The 18121-nt window shown below is 66.1% G+C and carries 18 protein-coding genes and 1 tRNA gene; 9 read left to right on the forward strand and 10 right to left on the reverse strand.

The window, feature by feature from the left end; genetic code table 11:
* Positions 1 to 167 precede the first annotated feature (167 nt).
* The 3 genes from EA472_RS01225 to EA472_RS01235 all read left to right on the forward strand — a co-directional run bounded on the left by EA472_RS01225 (position 168) and on the right by EA472_RS01235 (position 1925).
* On the forward strand, positions 168 to 695 hold the full coding sequence (locus EA472_RS01225; RefSeq protein ID WP_124189983.1) for a DUF84 family protein: 528 nt from the start codon (positions 168 to 170) through the stop codon (positions 693 to 695).
* 228 nt (positions 696 to 923) lie between these two features.
* On the forward strand, positions 924 to 1157 hold the full coding sequence (locus tag EA472_RS01230) for a DUF7123 family protein (RefSeq protein WP_124189697.1): 234 nt from the start codon (positions 924 to 926) through the stop codon (positions 1155 to 1157).
* Positions 1158 to 1274: 117 nt separating this feature from the next.
* The gene (locus EA472_RS01235; RefSeq protein ID WP_124189698.1) at positions 1275 to 1925 is read left to right on the forward strand and encodes an HAD family hydrolase; all 651 of its coding nucleotides are present in this window, start codon (positions 1275 to 1277) and stop codon (positions 1923 to 1925) included.
* A 71-nt stretch (positions 1926 to 1996) separates the two neighbouring features.
* On the opposite strand, the gene EA472_RS01240 is transcribed toward EA472_RS01235, so the two are convergent.
* From EA472_RS01240 to EA472_RS01255, 4 genes are all read right to left on the reverse strand, one after another.
* Complete coding sequence (locus EA472_RS01240) at positions 1997 to 2614, reverse strand: winged helix-turn-helix transcriptional regulator (protein WP_124189699.1); 618 nt, start codon at positions 2612 to 2614, stop codon at positions 1997 to 1999.
* A 322-nt stretch (positions 2615 to 2936) separates the two neighbouring features.
* Complete coding sequence (locus EA472_RS01245) at positions 2937 to 4112, reverse strand: SPFH domain-containing protein (protein WP_124189700.1); 1176 nt, start codon at positions 4110 to 4112, stop codon at positions 2937 to 2939.
* Positions 4113 to 4202: 90 nt separating this feature from the next.
* Entirely contained in the window at positions 4203 to 4784 is a 582-nt protein-coding gene (locus EA472_RS01250) for an NfeD family protein (protein WP_124189701.1), read from the reverse strand.
* Positions 4785 to 4943: 159 nt separating this feature from the next.
* A complete protein-coding gene (locus tag EA472_RS01255) occupies positions 4944 to 5915 on the reverse strand; it encodes a sugar phosphate nucleotidyltransferase (RefSeq protein ID WP_124189702.1) in 972 nt (323 codons plus the stop codon).
* A gap of 153 nt (positions 5916 to 6068) precedes the next feature.
* Between EA472_RS01255 and EA472_RS01260 the strand changes: the two genes are divergently transcribed.
* The 3 genes from EA472_RS01260 to EA472_RS01270 all read left to right on the forward strand — a co-directional run bounded on the left by EA472_RS01260 (position 6069) and on the right by EA472_RS01270 (position 8121).
* Complete coding sequence (locus EA472_RS01260; RefSeq protein ID WP_124189703.1) at positions 6069 to 6359, forward strand: transcriptional regulator; 291 nt, start codon at positions 6069 to 6071, stop codon at positions 6357 to 6359.
* Positions 6360 to 6600: 241 nt separating this feature from the next.
* A complete protein-coding gene (locus EA472_RS01265) occupies positions 6601 to 6963 on the forward strand; it encodes a DUF7344 domain-containing protein (protein ID WP_124189704.1) in 363 nt (120 codons plus the stop codon).
* 75 nt (positions 6964 to 7038) lie between these two features.
* Positions 7039 to 8121, forward strand: coding sequence for a saccharopine dehydrogenase family protein (locus tag EA472_RS01270; protein ID WP_124189705.1), 1083 nt, complete (start codon positions 7039 to 7041; stop codon positions 8119 to 8121).
* A 115-nt stretch (positions 8122 to 8236) separates the two neighbouring features.
* Here the strand turns inward: EA472_RS01270 and EA472_RS01275 are convergent, their stop codons facing one another.
* From EA472_RS01275 to EA472_RS01290, 4 genes are read right to left on the reverse strand one after another with little or no spacing between them, the layout of a single operon-like run.
* On the reverse strand, positions 8237 to 9136 hold the full coding sequence (locus tag EA472_RS01275) for an aminotransferase class IV (protein ID WP_124189706.1): 900 nt from the start codon (positions 9134 to 9136) through the stop codon (positions 8237 to 8239).
* Entirely contained in the window at positions 9129 to 9917 is a 789-nt protein-coding gene (locus EA472_RS01280) for an anthranilate synthase component II (RefSeq protein WP_124189707.1), read from the reverse strand. The genes EA472_RS01275 and EA472_RS01280 overlap by 8 nt, the downstream gene beginning before the upstream one ends.
* Positions 9910 to 11592 carry an aminodeoxychorismate synthase, component I gene (gene pabB, locus EA472_RS01285; RefSeq protein ID WP_124189708.1) on the reverse strand — a complete coding sequence of 561 codons (1683 nt, stop codon included), beginning with the start codon at positions 11590 to 11592 and terminating at the stop codon, positions 9910 to 9912. The genes EA472_RS01280 and pabB overlap by 8 nt, the downstream gene beginning before the upstream one ends.
* Positions 11593 to 11639: 47 nt before the next feature.
* On the reverse strand, positions 11640 to 12470 hold the full coding sequence (locus tag EA472_RS01290) for a DUF7847 domain-containing protein (RefSeq protein ID WP_124189709.1): 831 nt from the start codon (positions 12468 to 12470) through the stop codon (positions 11640 to 11642).
* A gap of 319 nt (positions 12471 to 12789) precedes the next feature.
* On the opposite strand from EA472_RS01290, the gene EA472_RS01295 reads away from it, so the two are divergent.
* Entirely contained in the window at positions 12790 to 13236 is a 447-nt protein-coding gene (locus EA472_RS01295; RefSeq protein ID WP_124189710.1) for a GtrA family protein, read from the forward strand.
* Between the two features lie 66 nt (positions 13237 to 13302).
* Positions 13303 to 13377 (forward strand) — tRNA-Met (locus EA472_RS01300).
* A 460-nt stretch (positions 13378 to 13837) separates the two neighbouring features.
* Here the strand turns inward: EA472_RS01300 and EA472_RS01305 are convergent.
* On the reverse strand, positions 13838 to 14062 hold the full coding sequence (locus tag EA472_RS01305) for a hypothetical protein (RefSeq protein WP_124189711.1): 225 nt from the start codon (positions 14060 to 14062) through the stop codon (positions 13838 to 13840).
* Positions 14063 to 14145: 83 nt separating this feature from the next.
* Entirely contained in the window at positions 14146 to 15951 is a 1806-nt protein-coding gene (locus tag EA472_RS22860; RefSeq protein WP_243637742.1) for a SagB/ThcOx family dehydrogenase, read from the reverse strand.
* An 81-nt stretch (positions 15952 to 16032) separates the two neighbouring features.
* Between EA472_RS22860 and EA472_RS01320 the strand changes: the two genes are divergently transcribed.
* Positions 16033 to 18093 carry a MutS-related protein gene (locus EA472_RS01320; RefSeq protein WP_124189712.1) on the forward strand — a complete coding sequence of 687 codons (2061 nt, stop codon included), beginning with the start codon at positions 16033 to 16035 and terminating at the stop codon, positions 18091 to 18093.
* Positions 18094 to 18121: the final 28 nt, after the last annotated feature.

Here is an 18121-nt window from a genome sequence, read left to right on the forward strand (position 1 = left end):
TTATCTACTGCGTTCCTAGACTCGAGATATAAGGGTTTCGGAATCGGAATCGAACATCGCCCGAAAACCGGTATTTCGGAAGATCTGGCATGATAATCCAAAACATTCAAGCGTGGGACTGCGCCGCACATCGTGAGCCCCAAATGCGTACCGGCCGTACGCGGACCGTGAAGTTCGCGGTCGGTAGCTCGAACCCGGTCAAAGTCGACGCTGTCGAGCGAGCGCTCGCGCGGTACGATCCGACGGTGATCGCCGTTCCCGTAGACTCGGGCGTCGCCGAACAGCCGCGGTCGATCGCCGAAACCGTCGACGGTGCCGTCACTCGCGCCCGGCGGGCGCTCGAGAGCGTCGAGACGACGTGCGACTACGGCGTCGGACTCGAGGGCGGCGTCGCTCGTTACGAGGACGTTCCCGGTCGCTACCTGATCATGTGGGCTGCGATCACGGACGGCGATCGACTGGAACGGGCGAGCGGTCCGTCCCTCCGGCTTCCCGACGAAATTGCGGTCAGACTCGAGGAGGGGGCCGAACTCGGGCCGGTAATCGACGACGCGCTCGGAACGGACGGGGTGGCTCGAGGCGACGGTGCCGCGGGCGTGTTCACCGACGGGCTCACCGATCGGACGACGGCGCTCAGCCAGGCGGTCGCCTGCGCGTTCGGCCCATTTCGCACGCCGCACTACGACGGCTCCTGACTCGTCGGCGTTCGGTTTTTCGCGAACGAGCCGCCGATCAATCCCGGCTTTCCTCCGAAACGGTCACGAATTCCTGACACTCGTCAGTTCGGAAGGATTAACCGGTCGTACCAAGACGAGGTTTCCGCGGGTTTATTGTCGGATTACTCGGCGTGAAAATCGCAAGAAGGCGGCGCGTTAACCGCACGTACCAAACCCCCTAAGGGCGATCCGGTCGTCCGTTCGGGTATGAGCACTGCAACGACGCCCGACCTCACGACCAAACAGCGCCAGATTCTCCGATACCTGCGCCAGAACGCGGCGACGAAGACCTACTTCAAGTCCCGCCTCATCGGCAAGGAGCTCGGAATGACGGCCAAAGAGGTGGGCTCGAACATTACAGCGCTCCAGGAAGGCGACTACGACATCGAGATCGAAAAGTGGGGATACTCCTCCAGTACGACCTGGAAGGTCGACGCCTAGAGCCGTCGGTTTACAATTTCCTTCGCGGCGGATTCCGCGACGTTGCGGTCGGCGGCCGCGTTCTCGGCCGACCACAGTCGACAGAATATTCACCACACAGCTGCATCGTCCCGACGAATGACACCGCCGATTCTCTTCGACATGGACGGGATCGTCCTCGAGGGGCCACGCACGCCCCAGGAGGTGTACGCGAGCGCCGCCCACGACGCGCTCTCGGAACTCGAGGTCGAACCCACCGTCGAGCAACGTCGGGATTTCGAACGACACGACCTCGAGACGATCGCCAACCGTTGCGACGAACTCGAAATCGATCCCGCACGGTTCTGGGACCTGCGCGAGCGGTACGCGTCCGAGCGAACGCACGACCGGATCCAGTCGGGTGACCGAGGGCGGTACGACGACGTCGACGCGATCGGCGACCTCGCCCGCCACACCACGATCGCGCTCGTGACTAACAACCGCCACCGGACGGCGACGTTCGTCGACGACCACTTCGGGCTCGAGTTCGACGCCGTTCGCGGACGCGATCCGACGTTCGAGGGATTCAGGCGCCGAAAGCCGGACCCCTACTACATCGAGGAGACGCTCGTCGAACTCGGGACCGACGAGGGCATCTACGTCGGCGACTCCGAGTCGGACGTCGTGGCGGGACGGGCGGCCGGCCTCGAGACCGCGTTCGTCCGCCGACCCCACAACGCAGATCTCGAGTGTTCGGTCGAGGCGACCTACGAGATCGAGTCGCTCCGGGAGTTGCTCGAACTCGTCTAGCGGGCGAGTGCCGGAGCCGTCGTTCGGCGTAGATTCGACACCGCAGTGGTCGTGGCGTCCCCGAGGGTTTCCTACCCGTTGTACTCGAGGAACTGATCCGCGTTCTGGGCGAGTTCGATCGCGCGCTCGCCGAAGGAGTCGGCGTGACGAACGACGAGCAACAGAACGGTCTCCGGCTGCTCGAGCGCGTAGCCGTCCTCCCGCGAGAGGAGTCCGGCCTCCTCGAGTTCGTTCGCGTACTTGCTGACGGTGGGCGCGGAGACGTCGAGTGCGTCCGCGAGGTCGCCGGCGCTCGCGTTCGGATCGGAGAGAAGCGTCATCAACATCCCTCGGGGCGTATCGCGACGGAGGTATCCCAGCGCCTGCTTTTCGAACTCGTCGAAGCGTCCGGTGGGGACGAATCGCTTGTAATCCCCGTCGCGATAGCGTTCGATAACGCCGAGGTCTTCGAGGCGTCGGAGGTGGTGTTGGGTCTCGCCGGTGCCGAGCTGGAGGTCGTCTCGAATCTTCGAGAAGTGGGCACCGGGAGTCGTCGAGAGGTATCCGGCGATCGCGTCGCGGGCGTCGCTTTCGCCCGCGTCGGCGGATGCCGACTCGGAAAAGCCTGCGATCGGCGTGGCAGCGCCGAGGGCTGCGAATCGGCGCAGGGTCGCTCGTTTGTCGTCGTCGACCCCGTCGGACGGTGTCATGTCTACCTACCGTTCGAAAAGAGGCGGTGGGTAAAACAGGTTTCGCTCCAGTTCGTTTAGCGGTAACAGAAACTCGCGGTTCCTTACGAGTGTCGGCGTAGATCGGCAACAGCGTCGCCGACGGCGTCGTCGACGACGCTCCTGGCCACTCGGCTTTCGGCTCGCCTCGTCGAACTCGAGGCTCTCGAGTCGAGAGGACAGCCGACGATGGGAACCGGCGCGAACGAATCGGCGATTCCGTCGGGACGAGTCGCGTCAGAGTCGACGGGCGGTACGGTATCGGCCGAAAAGCGAGAGGGGGGATCCGAAGCGACGTGTCGCGTCAGTTCGTCGAGTCGTCGTCGTCACCGAGGGCCGCGTCGGTGCCGCCGTCCGTCTGTCCCTGGAAGTCCTGATCCATCTCCTCGATGACCTCTTCGGGATCGGATATCGTCGCCGGATCCTCGCCTTCCTTGATCGCCTGTGCCTCCTGTTCCATCGCCTCGACGTCCATCTCGGCTTCCTGGTCGATTTCGCCGATGATCTCGGCGATGTCGTCGAGACCGATCAGTTCGCGCGTCTCCTCGTCGAACTCGAGGCTCTCGAGCTGGTCGCCGTCTTCTTTGACGTCGCTGCCCGAGAGGTGCTTGCCGTAGCGGCCGACCATCGACGTCAGCTCCTGGGGCAGGACGAACGTCGTCGACTCGCTCTGGCCGATCTCGGTCAGCGCGTCCATTCCCTTATCGATGACTGCCCGTTCGCCCATCGACTCGGCCGATCGAGCGCGCAGCACGGTCGAGATGGCGTCACCCTGGGCCTCGAGGATCTGGCTCTGTTTCTCACCCTGGGCGCGGATGATCTCACTCTGTTTGTCACCTTCGGCCTTCTCGACAGCGCTGCGGCGTTCACCCTGGGCCTCGAGAATCATCGCCCGGCGTTTGCGCTCGGCGGACGTCTGTTGTTCCATCGCGCGCTGGACGTCCTTCGAGGGGTTCACCTCGCGGACCTCGACGCTCTCGACGCGGATGCCCCACTCGTCGGTGGGTTCGTCGAGCTCCTGGCGGATCTTGGCGTTGATCTCCTGGCGCTTGTTCAGCGTGTCGTCCAGTTCCATGTCGCCAAGCACCGCCCGCAGCGTCGTCTGGGCGAGGTTGGAGACGGCCTTCTTGTAGTCGTCGACCTCGAGGAACGCCTTCTTGGCGTCCATCACCTTGATGTAAACGACGGCGTCGGCGGTCACCGGCGAGTTGTCTCGCGTGATCGCTTCCTGTCGGGGGACGTCTAACGTCTGCGTTCGCATGTCGAACCGATAGGTGTTCGAAACGAACGGTGGAACGAAATTGATCCCCGGCTCGAGGAGTTTGCGGTACTCCCCAAAGACGGTGAGGGCGCGTTTTTCGTACGCGTCGACGATCTCGATCGCGCTGAGTAACGCGGCGATGACGACGACCAGGACGAGCGCACCGATGAACAACAGTGCACCGCCCGTGGTCTGCATGGGCAGCAGTTCTAGGACCATAACTCGTTCTTGTGGCGGTGACGGGAAAAACGTTCCCTTACCTGAACGACATGTGAACGACAGAATTCCCACGACCGACGACAGGCGACCTCAGCTCGATTTTTCGGTTTCGCGTTCGGTCGTCGGCTCCACCGACTCGTCGTCGTCAGCGTCGGCGTCGGAGGCTGCGCCTTCTGCGAGTGCGCGATCGATGTCGTCCTCGCCGAGCGACTCGAGCGACTCGACGGTCAACACGTTCCCGCCACCGGGGTCGAGGACGATGATCTCCTCGCCCTCGTCGATCGTTCCGCTGGTCGTTCGCGCGCTGTAGTAGGGAGCGAACCCGCCTTCGTCGAGCTTCACCTCTCCCTCGCGCGTCGTGATCGTCTCGGTAGCGTAGCCGGTCGAGCCGGCCAGGGAGCCGGAATCTTTCGTCTGGGCGGTTCCCTTCCCCCCGTAGAAGTCGAACTCGCGGTAGACGTACGTGGCGACGAGCCCGACGAGAAGCGTCAGCGCCGCTAGAACGAACGGGCTAGCGGCCGGCGGAAAGAGCACGCCGACCAGGCCCGCGCCGACCAGCGCGACGCCGATGACGATGAGGTGTGCACCCGGCGAGAGGGCCTCGAGCGCCATCAAAATGAGCCCCGCCGTCAGGAGGACCAGCGGCATGTTCCCGAAGAGGACATCGAGCATAGTCGACGGTTAGGGCTCTGCCCGATTAAATGTTTACTCGACGGTCGTATCAGCTTTGTTCCAGCCAGACGTTGACCGAACGGATACTGTTTCGTGTCGAATCCGAACGGGGTCGAACGGATGGCGTTCCACGCCGAGCGCGGACGACGAGACGACGGATCAGGGCGATCCGTTCGTGATTGTCGTGTGCGCGCCGATCAGCGCACCGGCGAGGTCCAGTTCCTCGAGGTGGGTTCCCTCGTCGATGATCGAGCGCCTGATGTCGCCGTTTCTGACCGTCGCATCCGGAAAGATCACCGCGTGATCGAGGGTCGTCTCCGCTACGGTGACGCCGTCCATGACGTGAACGTTCTCGCCGATCGTTGCGTTTTCGAGGATGGCGGAGTCGGAGACGAGCGAGTTACCCTCGAGGTGCCACGAGACCGCGTCCAGGTAACTTTCCGGGGTGCCGATGTCGAACCAGGCTCCCTCGAACGTGTAGGCGTACGTCGGTTCGCGGTTCTGGAGCCACTGGACGAACCAGCCGGGTTCGTCGGGATTGTTGCCCTCTTCGAGGTACGTCGGGAGCAACGAGAGCGAATCGCGGGGAAACGCGTAACAGGCGATCGAGACGAGCGTGCTCTTGGGATCGTCCGGCTTCTCCTGGAAGTCGACGACGCGGTCGCCCTCGAGTTCGACCAGTCCGTACGATTTCGCCTTCTCTCGCGAGCCGACGTCGTAGGCGGCGAGCGTCGGTGCGTCCACTTCCCGAAAGTAGTCCAAAAAGTCGGAGACGGCGAAGCTAATGAGGTTGTCACCGGCGATCACCAGCAGGTCGTCGTCGACGTCCTCGCGGTCGATCAACTGTGCGAGCGCGCCGACGACGCCGAACTTGTCGTCTTCCTCCGACGTCTCCTCGATCGAGAGGCGGGGTTTGTCGAACTCGCTCTCCGCCAGGTGCGCCTCGAAATCGGCGGCAAAACGCTCGTTGGTGCTGACGTATACCTCGTCGATCCGTTCGTCGGTCTCGAGTTCCGCGAAGATCCGGTCGATGACGGTCGACTCGCCGATGGGGAGAAACATCTTCGGCCGGTGCTTCGTGATCGGCCACATTCTGGTCGCATACCCGCCTGCAAGAACGACGGCTTTCATGCCCTCGCGTTCACCTCGGTGCGGTAAGTCACTTCCCCTTTCATTCGAGTCGAATCAGTTATTACGAAAACGAAGAACGTACACGATTCAAACGCTGTCGACGAACCCGATTCCGTCCAACAGGGTAATGTTCGGGGCAGTCCCAGATCGGATATGCGAGAAGCCGACGAAACGACGCGAACGCGACTGACCGAGGCGCTGCGCTCGGAGCCGGCGTCGCCGGGCGAACTCGCGACCCGGTTCGACCTGACGCCCCACGCGGTCGTCGACCACGTCGAACACGTCGCACGATCGGTCGACGGAACCGACGAACAGTTGCTGGTCGCCCCGCCGACGTGTCGCGACTGCGGGTTCGACGAGTTCGACCGCCTGCTGAACATTCCGTCGCGATGTCCCTCCTGTAAGAGCGAATCGGTTTCCGAGCCGACGTTTACCATCGAGTGACGCGTCCGGGAGACGCGACGGCTCGCTGAGGTTTGTGACGCTCCGGCGAACGACAGTACCCCGAGCCGGACAGTCAGCAAAACTGGCATCCGTGCGGGATTTCGATACTAATATTTATCGTGGAGGCGAGAACTCGGTAGAACCCCTCGAGCAGGTACCGCCGCCCGCACCGACGGACGTCGATTCTCGTCTCAGCCTCCGACTGCCCGCCACCTGTGACTCGGGGGACCCAAGGATACGAATGACTACCTCGTCCGATTCCGGATTCGACTGCGCCGAGTTCGCACTCACGGTTCTCGACTGGCTCGACGACCGCGAGACCCCGTCCGAGAGCGTCGACGCGACGCTCGAACTGCTCGCGAACGAGCGTCGGCGGCTGTTCCTTCAAGTGATGCGAACCTACGGAGAGCCCCTGACGCTGCCGGACGTCGCCGAAGAGGTTGCGGTGCGAGAGACCGGCTCGAGCGTCACGGAGCTGTCGGCCGAACGCGTCGCGAACGTCTACATCTCGCTCTATCACGACCACCTGCCGCGACTCGTCGACACGAACCTGCTCGAGTACGATCAGGAGCGAGACCTCGTCTCGCCGGTCGCGATCGACTGAGACGCGACTCCGTTCGCGGCGTATCGTCCCGTACGTCTGACGGAGATTTAACACGGCGAGCGATCAACGACGGGTATGGATTCCCTTCTCGTCTACGGCTCCTACGGCTACACCGGTAGGCTGATCGTCAGCGAAGCCGTCTCGCGGGGGGGATCGCCGGTCGTCGCGGGTCGAAACGGCGAGTCGGTGAGACGGCAGGCCGGCGCGCTCGGCCTCGATTCCCGGACGTTCGATCTCGAATCCGCCGATCTCGTCGACTCTCTCGCGGAGTTCGACGCCGTGTTGAACTGCGCGGGGCCGTTCGTCGAGACGGCCGTTCCGATGGTCGAGGCCTGCCTCGAAGTCGAGGTGGACTACCTGGACGTCACCGGCGAGTTCCCGGTGTTCCAGCGGCTCACGGGGTACGACGAAGCGGCCCGCGACGCCGGGATCACGCTGTTGCCCGGCGTCGGCTTCGACGTCGTTCCGACGGACTGTCTGGCGGCGTTTCTCCACGAGCAGCTTCCGTCGGCCGACCGGCTCGTCCTGGCCGTCAGCGGGTCGGGCACTCCCTCGAGCGGAACGGCACGCTCGTTGCTCGAGATCGCGGGAGACGGCGGCGTCGTTCGGCGGAACGGCCGGCTCGTCGAGGTGCCGGCGGCGTTTCGGTCCCGCGAGATCGACTTCGGCGACGGACCGGAACACGCCGTGACGATCCCCCTCGGCGACGTCGTCACCGCGGCGGAGAGTACGGGGATCGGATCGATCGAAGTGTACGCGGCCATGCCGCCGTGGGCCGCGCGGGCGATGTCCGCCGTGGATTCGCTCGGACGACTGCTCGAGGCGAGTCCCGTCGAACGAGCGGTTTCACGCCTGATCGACGCGGTTCTCGACGGACCCGACGATCGCGAGCGGAGAGAATCGAGCATCGACGTCTGGGGAGAGGTCAGCGAAAGCGAGTCGGACGGACGCCGCGTGCGTGCGACGATGCGAACGCCGAACCCGTACGCGCTGACCGCGGAAACTGCGGCCGTCGCCGCCCAGCGGGTGGTAGACCGACGATCCAGGGACGACCGCGTACCGCCGGGATTCCAGACGCCGGCGACCGCGTTCGGATCCGAGTTCGCCCTCGAGTTCGGGGGCGTCGAGCGGACGGTGCTCGAGACGCCGGACGACTGATCGGGAGGGACGCCGGGAGTCGACTCCAGCGGAACCCGCCGTTTCTCCCGATCGCCGCCGCCTCGACGAGTGGTCGGAGATCGCGGAGGGGGTCAACGGACGGCGATCGGGAACGCTATCGACGGTAGCACGTCGTCTCGACGTACTCGTCGTACAGCCGCGAGAGGCGATCGGTGATCGGTCCACCGCCGATCGATCGTCCGTCGATCGCGGCGACCGGACGAAGCTCCCAGGTTCGGTTCGTGAGGAACGCCTCGTCGGCCTCGAGAACGTCGTCGAGTTCGTACCGCCCTTCCTCGGTCGGGACGTCCGCCGCCTCGGCCAGTTCGAGGACCGTCTCGCGGGTGATCCCCGGCAGCACGGGACCGTCGATCGACGGCGTGTGCAGTCGACCGTCGTCGACGAAAAACAGGTTGCTGGTCGCGCCCTCGGCGACGCCCCCCTCGAGATCGAACATGAGTGCTTCGTCCGCGTCGCTCGCGTCGCCCGCGGATCCGGACGCCGCGAGTTCGATCCGAGCCAGAATGCCGTTCAGATAGTTGTGGGTCTTCGCGGCGGAGGGAATCGCCTCGTCGGGAATCCGGCGGATCTCGACGGAGCGAACGGTCGCCGGCCCGTCCCAGACGGGACTCCCCTCGAGCCCGCCGCGAGGAAGCGGTCTGACGACGATCACGACGGTGGGATCGACCTCGGGACGGGGCGTCAACTTCCCCGGCTGGACGCCGCGGGTGATCGACAGGCGCACGTACGCGTCAGTGAGGTCGTTCGCCGCGAGCGTCTCGTCGATCCGTTCGCGCAGGTCGTCGAGCGAAACGCCGTGTGCGAGCGAGAGCGCCTCGCAGGTTCGCTCGAGCCGCGCCGCGTGGGCGTCCCACTCGAGGATCGTCCCGCCGTAGGCTCGCATGGTCTCGAACGCGCCGTCGCCGTAGCGAAAGCCGCGGTCGTCGACGCTGACCGTCGCCTCCGTGGCTGGAACGACCTCGCCGTCGACGTGGTAGTATCGCTCGTCAGTCACGGTCGTCTCCGTCCGACTCGTTCGCCCGACGGTTGCGCTCGATCGACGGTTCGCCGCCTTCCTCGCGGTTGCTCGACGGGCCGGCGCTCTCGGTTCGTGCCAGTCGACAGAAGTTCGCGATCATCCGCTTTCCCACCTCGAGCGAGATGTCCTCTCCGCGGCGGGGTCGTTCGCTCGCGTCGGACTCTCCGTCCGCGCGGCGAGCGGCGGTCTCCCCGTCCCGGCGACGCGTCAGGATGCTCTCGGGGTGGAACTGGACCCCGACGTGAGGTTTCTCGCGGTGGCGAACGGCCATCAACACGCCGCGCTCGTCGACCGTCCGGGCGGTCTCCTCGAGCGAGTCGGGCAGATCGCGGCGTTCGACGGCCAGCGAGTGATAGCGCCCGACCTGAAATCGTGAGGGTAACCCCGCGAAGAGCCCGTCGCCGTCGTGGCCGACGACCGACGGTTTCCCGTGGACGACCTCGGGGGCGTGGACGACCCGCGATCCGTTCGCCGCACAGAGGGCCTGGTGACCCAGGCAGACGCCCAGCGTCGGATACGACGTTCGTTCGAACAGCGGAATCGAGATTCCCGCTTCCTGGGGCGTTCCCGGGCCGGGAGAAACGACGACTCCCGTCGGATCGAGGTCGCGGACGGCCGCGAGATCGACCTCGTCGTTTCGGCGGACGATCACCTCGTCCGCGACCTCGCCGACGTACTGGACGAGGTTGTAGGCGAACGAGTCGTAATTGTCGACGACGAGGATCCTGGTCGGCGCGGGTTCGTCGGCGTCACTCATTCGACTCACCACCGCGACGGTCGCTCGAGGTCGGCGTCGAATCGCCCCGCTCGACGGTCGCTCCGCCTCTCGCATCGTCCGAACCGGCCGCCGGTTCGTCGGCGGAGTCGCGGGACCGCTCGTCGGGTCCAGCCTCGAGGCCCATGCCGGCCCGCTCACCGAGCGCCTCGTCGACCGCGGTCAGCAGCGCTCGCGCCTTGTCGAGCGTTTCCTCGTACTCGCGTTCGGGCTCGGAGTCGTGGACGATGCCGGCGCCGACCCGGAGGTGGTACTCGTCGTCGTGGCGGACGAGCGTTCGGATGACGATGTTGAGCGTCGCGCGGCCGTCGAAGCCGAAGATGCCGACGCTTCCGGTGTATGGCCCGCGACGGGTCGCTTCCAGTTCGTCGATGATCTCCATCGTCCGCGGCTTCGGCGCGCCGGTGATCGTCCCGCCCGGAAAGACAGCGGCGACGACGTCGGCGAGCGTCGCCGTCGAACGCAGCCGCCCGGTCACGTTCGAAACGAGGTGCATCACCTCGGAGTAGCGGTCGATGCGGCGGTACTCGTCCACCTCGACGGAGCCGAACGCACAGACTTTGCCGAGATCGTTTCGCTCGAGGTCGACCAGCATCGCGTGTTCGGCGCGCTCTTTCTCGTCGGCGAGTAAGTCCGCCTCGAGTTCGTCGTCCGCGGCCGGCGTCTCGCCGCGGGGCCGGGTTCCCGCGATCGGTTCCGTCCGAACGAACGCGCCGTCTCGCTCGAGCAGCAGTTCCGGGCTGGCGCTCACCAGGTCGACGGCGCGAAACTCGAGCAGACACGAGTACGGCGCGGGATTGACGCGCCGCAGGGCGTCGTAGGCGGCGACCGGGTGGACCGCAGCGGGAGCGACGAGCCGCTGGGAGACGTTCGTCTGAAACGTGTCGCCGTCCCGGACGTACGCTTTCACCCGCCGCACCCGGTCCGCGAACGCCTCGCGACCGCAGTCGCTTTCGAACGTCGCCTCGGCGGTTCTGACCGGCGGATCGCCGACGTCGACGTCCCCCTCGAGCACACGTTCGGCGAGCTCGAGCGCGCGGTGTCGGCCGCGTTCGTAGGCCGCCCGTAGCTCGGCGGTCGCCTCGTCGTCGCCGGGTAGCTGGAGTCGCGGACAGGCCGTAATTCGCAGTTCGACCGTTCCGTCCGTCGGCTCCGCCCAGGACGCGAGACGGTCGTAGACGGCGACCTCGAGCCGGGGGAGATCGCGATCGTCGACCGCGGAGTCGGGGAGGTCCTCGAGTTCCCGCGCCACGTCGTAGGAGAGCCAGCCGATCGCACCGCAGGGATAGGGGACGTCGCAGTCGCCGCGAGCGAGGCGTTCTCCCGCGAGCAATCCCTCGAGTGCGCCGAGCGTCGGCGAGCCGTCCCGGTCGCGCGCGACCGCCTCGGCCCCGACGGAGAGGCGCTCGACCGGATCGACGCCGAAGTGTCCCCAGCCGGGCTGGCCGCCGGTCGTCTCGAGAAACGCACCGTCCCGGTCGGCTTCGCGCGCCCGCCGGTACGCGACGAACGGATCGTCGACGGGTACCCGGACCTCGACGGGGATGCGAACGAACCGGGACGGTGCGGCGTCGTCGGTCTCCGACGGGTTCTCGAGGGCGTCTCGGGCGGCGGCTCGAAACGACTCGAGCGTCGTGACGACCCGCGAATCGTGCATGTGTCAGGTGAGGCGGTCGGAGCCTAATCCTCTTGCGGTTTCGGCGGTCAGCGGCGGCCCGGCGTCGGGCTCGAACGTGGCGAGTCGTCCAGACCGGTGACGGATCGATAGAAGAGCACCGAGTACACGAGAAAGACGGTACCGAAGAGCGTGCCGACGACGACCGTGGCGGCGGTTCCGACGAGCGCGGGCCCGAGATCCAGCGCCGGCGCGGGTTCGCCGGGAGTCGGTTGCGGAAACGTCGAGAGCATGATCGCGACGTACGCCACACCCATCACCATCCCGCCGACGAACAGGATCGCGAAGTAGCCGAGCACTTGCTTGAGATTGGTTCTGACGACGTCGACGCTTCGTTTCAGGCTCTCGAACGCTCGCGCACCCTCGATGACGATCGCGTGGCCGTAAAACTGAAAGAGCGCGACCACGGCGAGAAAGAGGAGCGCGATCAGGAGATAGGCGAGGCCGACGACGATCAGCCCCGACGCGCCGCCGTTCGTCAGGACGATGCCGAACACTCCCACGAAGACGATCAGAATCGAGACGACGCCGAAGACGATCGAGATGCCGACGAACACCAGGTACGCACCCAGCATCGAGAGGTAGAACGCCTTTCCGTGTTCGAGGAACCGGCCGAACGACGTCGCTCCGGACGTCGCCGCGTCGTTGGCGATGGCGATCGCACCGCCGAATAAAAACGGCAGCACGAACACGAACAGGCCGCTCATGCCGATCGAGACGAGCGACGAAACGATCGGATCGAACGTCTGTGCGAACAGCTGTGGCGTCTGGAGGATCGCGATCAGCAGCGGCGGAACGAACAGGACCGGCTGGTCGCGGAGGAGTCCGGGCGTACGCTTGAGGGACCTAATGACAGCCATAATGTATCTTCGGACAGCGAACATAAGTGTGTTTGCAAACCTCTGGCTGAAGAAAATCGTCGCATTCGATCCTCGGGCGGCCGGTAGACGACCGGTCGCTGGAGAAGCGACGAACCGCCGGTTTCAACGCGTTTTTCGGTGGTGGCGAGCGTACCGGGACGTAGATGGACCGATCGAGTCAGTCACGGACTGCCGCGCGTTCGACGCGATGCACGACGCGACGATGGCAGCGGCGGGCCCGACTCGCGAAAACGGTTACTCGAGGCGACGTCCGCGAAACGACTCCCCTCGAGTCAGAATCCCGACGAACGCAGAACCGATGATCGACTCCGTACTCGAGGCGGTGCAGCTTCGAACCCGTGCGTTGCTGTCGACGACCCGGTTCACCCAGTTCGCCGGCGTCGGCGTCGCCGGTGCGACGGTCGACAACGTCGTGCTCGTGGCGCTGGTCGAGCTAGCTGGACTCGAGCCGTTCGTCGCCAAGATACTCTCCTGGGAGCTGTCGATCGTCGTCATCTTCGCGATCAACGAGCGCTGGACGTTCTCGAACTTCGGCGCGGTTGGGCCTCGAGCGCTCGGAAAACGGTTTCTGCGCTCGAACGCGGTTCGGTTCGCCGGCTTTCTGGTCACGCTGTCCGTGCTGACGATGCTGGTGTACGGCTTCGGCGTCTGGTACCTGGCCGCGAACCTGATCGGACTCGTGATCGGGTTCTTCGTCAACTACACCTGCGAGAGTCTCTACACCTGGAAGGTACACCGTGACTAACGGGAGGTACCCCCACACTGTACCCGAATCACAACCCTTAACTACCGTACTGGGTTACGATGTGATAGCGGGATGGGATAGCCAGGAGATTCCGGCGGGCTCATAACCCGCAGACCGGTAGTTCAAATCTACCTCCCGCTATACTTCTGCCGCGAGCAAACGCGCGAGCGGCAGGAATAGTACGAGTAGAGTTGAGCCAGACGAGACGCGCACAGCGCCAGCGAGCACGTCTCGGCGTGGTTCAACTCTACCTCCCGCTACTTTTCAGGGATTCAACGACGAACGAAGAGCGGACCGAACCGCAACTCGAGGGCTTCGAGACGGACGACCCGTCCGAGGCGGCGGATCACTTTTTCCGTCGGCTCGGGGTTTCCGCCGGAGAACGTCACCGACCTCGAGTCCGGTCGTCGACCCAGGCGACGATCTGAACGAAACCACATTCAGTACGGCGAAAGCGCCGACCGCGTCGTCAGTGCGGTCGAGAATCTGGAGACGAACTCGCGAACAAACTCGTAGAGACGACCGACGAACTCACGAACGAACAGTTCGAAGACGCGGAGTTCGGAGAGGAAGTCGGTTACCGACGCCGAACCTTCGGTCGCTACGCCGGTTTCGAACCCGACGCTCCGCCGCCACGAAGCACTTTCACGACGCCCTGGGCGGCCAGTCCGATCACGGTCCACTTCCAGGCGAGGACGGCGACGCCGAGCAGGACGAGCCCGCGCGTTCGTCGGCCGCGGGCGAACGCCCGCTTGGCTTCGGCCAGCACCGAGATGACGGTCAGCGATCGAGTCGCTTTCGATCCCAGCAGTTTCTTGAGCACCATATCTGACCTTGCGGAGTCGACTGGAAAACGGGTCGGCCGGAGGGCGCAAGGTCGAGTCCGACCGAGCGACGGGTACGATCCGATCAGGCGGGCCGTCCGATCGTGTAGAGGAACATCGGCGTCTGGCCCTCGCTGCGCGGCGCGAAGAAGTCCGAGACGAGGTCGTCGTAAAACGTCAGTCCGGTCCCGCCGAGGGCCCGGTGGGCGTAGGTCGCGAGGTAAAGCCGTCCCGCCGTGACCGCCGCCTCGAGCTGGGCGATCCGGTAGCCCCGGTCGCCGTAGGCGTCGACGATTTCCTCGAGATCCGAGAGGAAGTAGAGACAGACCGCCGCGTCGCCACCGAGGCGCTGATCCAGCGCGAGGTGGCTCGCCTCCTGACGAAACTCCCCCGACCGGAGTCGTTCGAGTTCGCCGGCCGCGGGGTGGTAGTGGTAGGTGCCGGACTCGAGTCCGTCGACGCCGGTGACGATCAGATACGGGTCGACGAACGAGAGCGGCGGTTGGTTCTCGCTGCTGACGTGTTGCTTTTCCGAGGACTCGCTCCGCTCGTCCTCGCGGCTCGCGGATTCACCGCTCGCTTCATCGGCCACCTCACTTCGTTCGGGTCCCGCAACTCCCGCTCGCTTTTCCGAGGGCTCGCTCCGCTCGCCCTCGCGGCTCGCGTGTCCCGCAACTCCCGCTCGCTTTTCCGAGGGCTCGCTCCGCTCGCCCTCGCGGCTCGCGTGTCCCGCAACTCCCGCTCGCTTTTCCGAGGGCTCGCTCCGCTCGCCCTCGCGGCGCACGTCCATCGGAACCCCGCGAACGGCCCGGTCGAGCACGGTCGACAGTTTGCGGAAGCTGATCGGATCGCGGTCGTACTCCCGGCAGGAGCCCCGGTGACGGATCGTCTCGTGGAGCGGTCGGCTCGAGGCCGTCTCGGCGTCGACCGGCTCGAGGGAAATCCGTTCGCCGTCGCCGCCGGCTCTGATTCCGACGGTGGGGACGCCCGTCGACGTGTCGGTTCGCCACGATCGCACGGCGGAGCCGTCCTCGAGCCGACCGGCGCGCCAGGCCCCGTGAATGCGCGGAAACGACTTTTCGTTCGGCGACAGGGGTGCGGTGTCCGGATCGATCGGGTCGAGTTCGGGCGCGTCGAACGCGGCGGCTCCGTCGGAGTCGCGCCCGACGGGAACGATCTCGAGCGGCGCTTCTCGCTCGGGATCGACGCCCAGGAGGGTCGCGACCCGTTCGTCCGCGAACCCGGTGACGATCTCCGCGCGGTAGTCGAGGGCGTGTGCGACCGCGAGCAGGTTGGCGAGCGTCGTCCCCGAGTCCCACCACGCGTGACGAAACGTGCGGTCCTCGTACTTCCAGGCGTTTCGCCACCACGTCGAGGTCGCGACGATCGACAGCGGCGCGTTCGCGACGTCGTCGTGGTTCGTCGCCGCCGCGAGCAGGGACCGGTACTCGCCGGTCCTGAGCACGTCCAGCGAGAGCGTCTGCGGATCGAAGTGGTAGACCCCTGCCTCGAGTCCGTCGAGAGCTGTGCAGACGACGTAGAGGTCGACGTGGTAGAGCGCGCCGGTGGTCGCCGCGGCCCGGAACGCGACCGACCGACCGCCGACGTCGAACGTTTTCGTGATCCCCGCCGCGTAGTAACAGAGGCACGTCAGCGCCTCAAGGTCGGGTCGTCCGCGCCTCGGCGAACCGTCGGACGTCGGCTCGGCGACCGCCGCGAGCGCCGGCTGCTGTGGCGGGCGAATTCGGTCGGCCATCGCGACCGTCGGGAGATCGAGGTACTCCTTGGAGGGCGTCGGTTTGTTCTCGAAGTCGAGTCCGCGACCCCCCGCTCGAACGCTTCTGGGGGAGTGTTTCGTCCGGTCGTGGTATTCGAGGGCGTCGTTGGGCATGCTCGAGGGTAGCACGCGGAAGGCGAAAAAGCCGGGCGGGAACTTTTTCTCGCTGCGGTTTGATACGCCGCTCGAGAAGAGATGGATCTCGAGTCGATCCCGGGCGTCGGGGAGAAGACCGCGCGGGCGCTGGCCGAACTCGACGACCCCGAGCGAGCGCTTCGGACGGGCGACGTGGCGGCGATCGCGGACGCGCCGGGGATCAGCCAGGGGCGCGCGGCCCGCATCGCACGCGGAGCGATCCGGCGCGAGCACGACGATCCGGGCGGCTTCCTCGCGACCGATCGCGCCCGCGAGGTCTACCGCGAACTCCTCGGCCTGCTCACCGAGCGGACTGTCACGGAGTACGCGGCCCAGCGACTCGAGACGATCTATCCGAGTCGACGACGGTCGCGAATCGAGGAGGTTCGGGAGTTCGCCCGCGGAGCGCTCGAGCGCGAGCCCGAACCCGACGTGCTGGCCGCGCTCGAGGACGTCGAACCGCTCGAACGACCGAACGATGTCCGCGTGCGCGAGCGCTGTCTGGCGACGACCGACGCCGAGCGCTACTCGGCCGCCCGCGAGGCGATTCCCGAACTCTCCGTCGAAGTGGTCGAAGACGCCCAGGGGCTGGCCGAACTCGCCCGCGGCTACTCGACCGTGGTCGCGCTCGACGAGTCGTTCGCCGGCGTGACGGTCGAGGGGGACGTGCGGGTGAGACCCGACGCGCTGGAGAATCCCGCGGAGATCGTTCCCGAGCGGCCGCTCTCGTTTTTCGCCCGAAACCGAACCCGGATCGCCGCCGCGATCGAGGTTCACAGAGCCGCCGAACTCGAGGTCGGAGGCGACTGTGACCTCGACGCCCTCGAGGACGCACTTACCCGGCTCGAAGACGACGGGACCGTCGCCGGCGACGCGGAACTCGATCGGCTCGCGGCCGCGGCGGACGACCTCGACGCGGCCGTCGGGACGGCCGAGAGCGTCGCGAACGACCACCTTCGGGAGGCGATCCGCGAGGAGGACGTGACGATCGAGGGATCTGACCTGCTCTCGCTGGTCGAACGCGGAGCGGGCGTCGACTCCCTGCTCTCTCGGGAGCTTTCCGACGAGTACGCGGCGGCCGTCGACGCCGCCCGCGAACACCTGATCGACGCCCTCGACCTCGAGAGCGGGGAGGCCGAGATCGCGCGCCGGATCTTCGGCGACGAGCCGACGTTTCCGGTCGAACGGGACGAGAACGCGCTGGGGCGGTTGCGCGAGGAGCTGACCGCCGCCAGGGAGCGCCGCGCCGGTCGGCTCAAACGCGACCTCGCGGAGGAGCTGGCCGGTCAGCGAGGGCCGGTTCGCCGTCTCGTCCGCGCCGCGCTCGAGCTGGACGTCGAACTCGCGATTTCCCGGTTCGCGGCCGACTTCGACTGTGCGATGCCGGCGTTCGTCCCGGACGACACCGACGGAGACGACAGCGGCGACGAATCGGGGATCGAAACCGGATTCGCGATCGAGGCCGGTCGGTCCCCGCTTCTGGACGAGCCGCTCGAGGCGATCGATCCGGTCGACTACGAGGTCTCGGGAGTCACCCTGCTGTCGGGCGTCAACAGCGGCGGGAAGACGTCGACGCTCGATCTGGTCGCGAGCGTCGTCGTCCTCGCGCACATGGGGTTGCCGGTTCCCGCGGACCGGGTTCGGCTGCACCGGTTCGACGCGCTTCACTACCACGCGAAGACCCAGGGGACGCTCGATGCGGGCGCGTTCGAGTCGACGGTCCGGGAGTTCGCGGCGCTCGCGGAACGCGGCGCGGGCTCGCTCGTCCTCGTGGACGAACTCGAGAGCATCACCGAACCCGGCGCGTCGGCGAAGATCATCGCCGGAATCCTCGAGGCGCTGTCGGAAAACGGCGCGACCGCGGTGTTCGTCTCACACCTCGCCGAAGAGATTCGCCAGATGGCCGACTACGACGTCACCGTCGACGGCATCGAGGCCGTCGGGCTGGTCGACGGCGAACTCGAGGTGAACCGTTCGCCGGTGAAAGACCACCTCGCGCGGTCGACGCCGGAGCTGATCGTCGAAAAGCTGGCGACCGACGCCGTCGCGGCCAACGGCGGCGAGGTTCCCGGCGAGTCGGCTCCGCAGTTTTACGACCGGTTGCTCGAGAAATTCGAGTGAGCGGGCGGTCGATCGCCGGGTTCGTCGA

The organism is Natrarchaeobius oligotrophus, from assembly GCF_003841465.1.
Lineage (GTDB): Archaea > Halobacteriota > Halobacteria > Halobacteriales > Natrialbaceae > Natrarchaeobius > Natrarchaeobius oligotrophus.

Coding starts and splice junctions, on each gene's coding strand:
- EA472_RS01260 (WP_124189703.1), top strand. CDS start 6,069: ATGCGAGAAGCCGACGAAACGACGCGAACGCGACTGACCGAGGCGCTG.
- EA472_RS22860 (WP_243637742.1), bottom strand. CDS start 15,951: ATGCCCAACGACGCCCTCGAATACCACGACCGGACGAAACACTCCCCC.
- EA472_RS01255 (WP_124189702.1), bottom strand. CDS start 5,915: ATGAAAGCCGTCGTTCTTGCAGGCGGGTATGCGACCAGAATGTGGCCG.
- EA472_RS01240 (WP_124189699.1), bottom strand. CDS start 2,614: ATGACACCGTCCGACGGGGTCGACGACGACAAACGAGCGACCCTGCGC.
- EA472_RS01235 (WP_124189698.1), top strand. CDS start 1,275: ATGACACCGCCGATTCTCTTCGACATGGACGGGATCGTCCTCGAGGGG.
- EA472_RS01295 (WP_124189710.1), top strand. CDS start 12,790: ATGATCGACTCCGTACTCGAGGCGGTGCAGCTTCGAACCCGTGCGTTG.
- EA472_RS01250 (WP_124189701.1), bottom strand. CDS start 4,784: ATGCTCGATGTCCTCTTCGGGAACATGCCGCTGGTCCTCCTGACGGCG.
- EA472_RS01270 (WP_124189705.1), top strand. CDS start 7,039: ATGGATTCCCTTCTCGTCTACGGCTCCTACGGCTACACCGGTAGGCTG.
- pabB (WP_124189708.1), bottom strand. CDS start 11,592: ATGCACGATTCGCGGGTCGTCACGACGCTCGAGTCGTTTCGAGCCGCC.
- EA472_RS01290 (WP_124189709.1), bottom strand. CDS start 12,470: ATGGCTGTCATTAGGTCCCTCAAGCGTACGCCCGGACTCCTCCGCGAC.
- EA472_RS01305 (WP_124189711.1), bottom strand. CDS start 14,062: ATGGTGCTCAAGAAACTGCTGGGATCGAAAGCGACTCGATCGCTGACC.
- EA472_RS01265 (WP_124189704.1), top strand. CDS start 6,601: ATGACTACCTCGTCCGATTCCGGATTCGACTGCGCCGAGTTCGCACTC.
- EA472_RS01245 (WP_124189700.1), bottom strand. CDS start 4,112: ATGGTCCTAGAACTGCTGCCCATGCAGACCACGGGCGGTGCACTGTTG.
- EA472_RS01280 (WP_124189707.1), bottom strand. CDS start 9,917: ATGAGTGACGCCGACGAACCCGCGCCGACCAGGATCCTCGTCGTCGAC.
- EA472_RS01320 (WP_124189712.1), top strand. CDS start 16,033: ATGGATCTCGAGTCGATCCCGGGCGTCGGGGAGAAGACCGCGCGGGCG.
- EA472_RS01230 (WP_124189697.1), top strand. CDS start 924: ATGAGCACTGCAACGACGCCCGACCTCACGACCAAACAGCGCCAGATT.